Origin of the sequence: Rhizobium grahamii CCGE 502, from assembly GCF_000298315.2 — a bacterium.
GTDB lineage: Bacteria > Pseudomonadota > Alphaproteobacteria > Rhizobiales > Rhizobiaceae > Rhizobium > Rhizobium grahamii.
On record NZ_AEYE02000041.1, the window covers coordinates 1 to 3054 of the forward strand.

A 3054-nucleotide genomic window follows, 5' to 3' on the forward strand; every position below is an offset into this window, starting at 1 on the left:
GCTCCGCATTTTAGCCCTTGGAAAGCAGAAAGGACCGCTTTTGGGCGGCCCTTTTTGATCGGCTTGGGCCGTTTTCGGACGATCTTGTGATCGCCGTGACGTGATGAGAAGATTGTTTGTTGCGTTTAGCAGACCTGGCAGCGACCGACTCTCCCGCGTCTTAAGACGAAGTACCATAGGCGCTGGGGCGTTTCACGGCCGTGTTCGGAATGGGAACGGGTGCAGCCGCCCCGCCATAACCACCAGGTCAGCGAAGCGCAACAAATTGAGAAGCTGGTGAGGGCAGAGCCCTCTTCTTAATCTTGAACACGTCTCAGGCTAGAACCGGACGAACACTGCGTGTTCGCCGGGCCTGTCGCAAAGGCTTGCGCCTTCGCTCTGTCGGGACAAGCGCCTTGCGCTTGCCCTATGAGCATTGATCAATGAGAACGATCAAGCCAATCGAGCTATTAGTACCGGTAAGCTTCACACATTGCTGCGCTTCCACACCCGGCCTATCAACGTGGTCGTCTTCCACGGCTCTGATAGGGAATACTCGTTTTCAGGTTGGTTTCCCGCTTAGATGCCTTCAGCGGTTATCCATTCCATATGTAGCTACCCTGCTATGCCCTTGGCAGGACAACAGGTCCACCAGAGATATGTCCATCCCGGTCCTCTCGTACTAGGGACAGATCCTGTCAATATTCCTACACCCACGGCAGATAGGGACCGAACTGTCTCACGACGTTCTGAACCCAACTCACGTACCGCTTTAAATGGCGAACAGCCATACCCTTGGGACCTGCTCCAGCCCCAGGATGCGATGAGTCGACATCGAGGTGCCAAACAACCCCGTCGATATGGACTCTTGGGGGTCATCAGCCTGTTATCCCCGGCGTACCTTTTATCCGTTGAGCGATGGCCCTTCCACGCGGGACCACCGGATCACTATGACCGACTTTCGTCTCTGCTCGACTTGTCAGTCTCGCAGTCAGGCGGGCTTATGCCATTGCACTCGACGACCGATTTCCGACCGGTCTGAGCCCACCATCGCGCGCCTCCGTTACTCTTTCGGAGGCGACCGCCCCAGTCAAACTACCCACCATACACTGTCCCGGATCCGGATAACGGACCGCGGTTAGACATCCATGACGATAAGGGTGGTATTTCAAGGATGGCTCCACGGAAACTGGCGTCCCCGCTTCAAAGCCTACCACCTATCCTACACATGCCGACACGAATGCCAGTGTAAAGCTATAGTAAAGGTGCACGGGGTCTTTCCGTCTGACCGCAGGAACCCCGCATCTTCACGGGGAATTCAATTTCACTGAGTCTATGTTGGAGACAGCGGGGAAGTCGTTACGCCATTCGTGCAGGTCGGAACTTACCCGACAAGGAATTTCGCTACCTTAGGACCGTTATAGTTACGGCCGCCGTTTACTGGGGCTTCGATTCAAAGCTTGCACCTCTCCTCTTAACCTTCCAGCACCGGGCAGGCGTCAGACCCTATACGTCGTCTTGCGACTTCGCAGAGCCCTGTGTTTTTGATAAACAGTCGCTACCCCCTGGTCTGTGCCACCCCACCACACTTGCGTGCGAAGGGGTCACGCTTCTTCCGAAGTTACGCGTGCAATTTGCCGAGTTCCTTCAACATAGTTCTCTCAAGCGCCTTGGTATACTCTACCTGACCACCTGTGTCGGTTTCGGGTACGGTCTATACGGTGGAGCTATTTCCTGGAACCGCGTCCCTGCAAGATCAATCCAATAAGACCTTACAAGTTGAGCAATCCGTCACTACCACCAGGCCCACGAATATTAACGTGGTTCCCATCGACTACGCGTGTCCGCCTCGTCTTAGGGGCCGGCTAACCCTGCTCAGATTAACTTTAAGCAGGAACCCTTGGTCTTTCGGCGAGAGGGTCTCTCACCCTCTTTATCGTTACTCATGTCAACATTCGCACTTCCGATACCTCCAGGATCCCTCACGGGTATCCCTTCACAGGCTTACGGAACGCTCCGCTACCACGTGTATTGCTACACATCCTCAGCTTCGGTGCATGGCTTCAGCCCCGTTACATTTTCGGCGCAAAGACCCTTATTTAGACCAGTGAGCTGTTACGCTTTCTTTAAATGATGGCTGCTTCTAAGCCAACATCCTGGTTGTTTTGGGATCCTCACATCCTTTCCCACTTAGCCATGACTTGGGGACCTTAGCTGGAGGTTAGGGTTGTTGCCCTTTTCACGACGGACGTTAGCACCCGCCGTGTGTCTGCCGACTAGTACTCCCCGGTATTCGGAGTTTGGTTAGGATCAGTAAGACGGTGAGTCCCCATAGCCCATCCAGTGCTCTACCCCCGGGGGTATTCGGTCGACGCTCTACCTAAATAGATTTCGCGGAGAACCAGCTATTTCCGAGTTTGATTGGCCTTTCACCCCTAGCCACAAGTCATCCCAATCTATTGCAACAGATGCGGGTTCGGTCCTCCAGTTGGTGTTACCCAACCTTCAACCTGCTCATGGCTAGATCACTCGGTTTCGGGTCTAATGCAACAAACTAAATCGCCCTATTCAGACTCGCTTTCGCTTCGCCTACACCTACCGGCTTAAGCTTGCTTGTTACACTAAGTCGTTGACCCATTATACAAAAGGTACGCCGTCACCCTTGCGGGCTCCGACTGTTTGTAGGCATCCGGTTTCAGGTTCTATTTCACTCCCCTTGTCGGGGTGCTTTTCACCTTTCCCTCACGGTACTTGTTCGCTATCGGTCATGCACGAGTACTTAGGCTTGGAGAGTGGTCTCCCCATGTTCAGACAGGATTTCACGTGCCCCGCCCTACTCTAGGACATTGAAAGTGTTTACGCGTACGGGGCTGTCACCCACTACGGCCAAGCTTTCCAGCTTGTTCCACTTTAACTTCCAATGCCACTGGCCTGGTCCGCGTTCGCTCGCCACTACTTGCGGAGTCTCGGTTGATGTCCTTTCCTGCAGGTACTTAGATGTTTCAGTTCCCTGCGTTCGCTTCTTACACCCTATTTTATTCAGGTGCAGATACCTTATCACAATGCTTGGAAACC

At 53.7% G+C, this 3054-nt stretch carries 2 rRNA genes; both read right to left on the reverse strand.

Annotation, left to right across the window (positions count from 1 at the left end):
• Positions 1-132: 132 nt before the first annotated feature.
• A 5S ribosomal RNA gene (rrf, locus tag RGCCGE502_RS34250) occupies positions 133-247 on the reverse strand.
• Positions 248-428: 181 nt separating this feature from the next.
• Positions 429-3054, reverse strand: a 23S ribosomal RNA gene (locus RGCCGE502_RS34255); the annotation flags it as partial.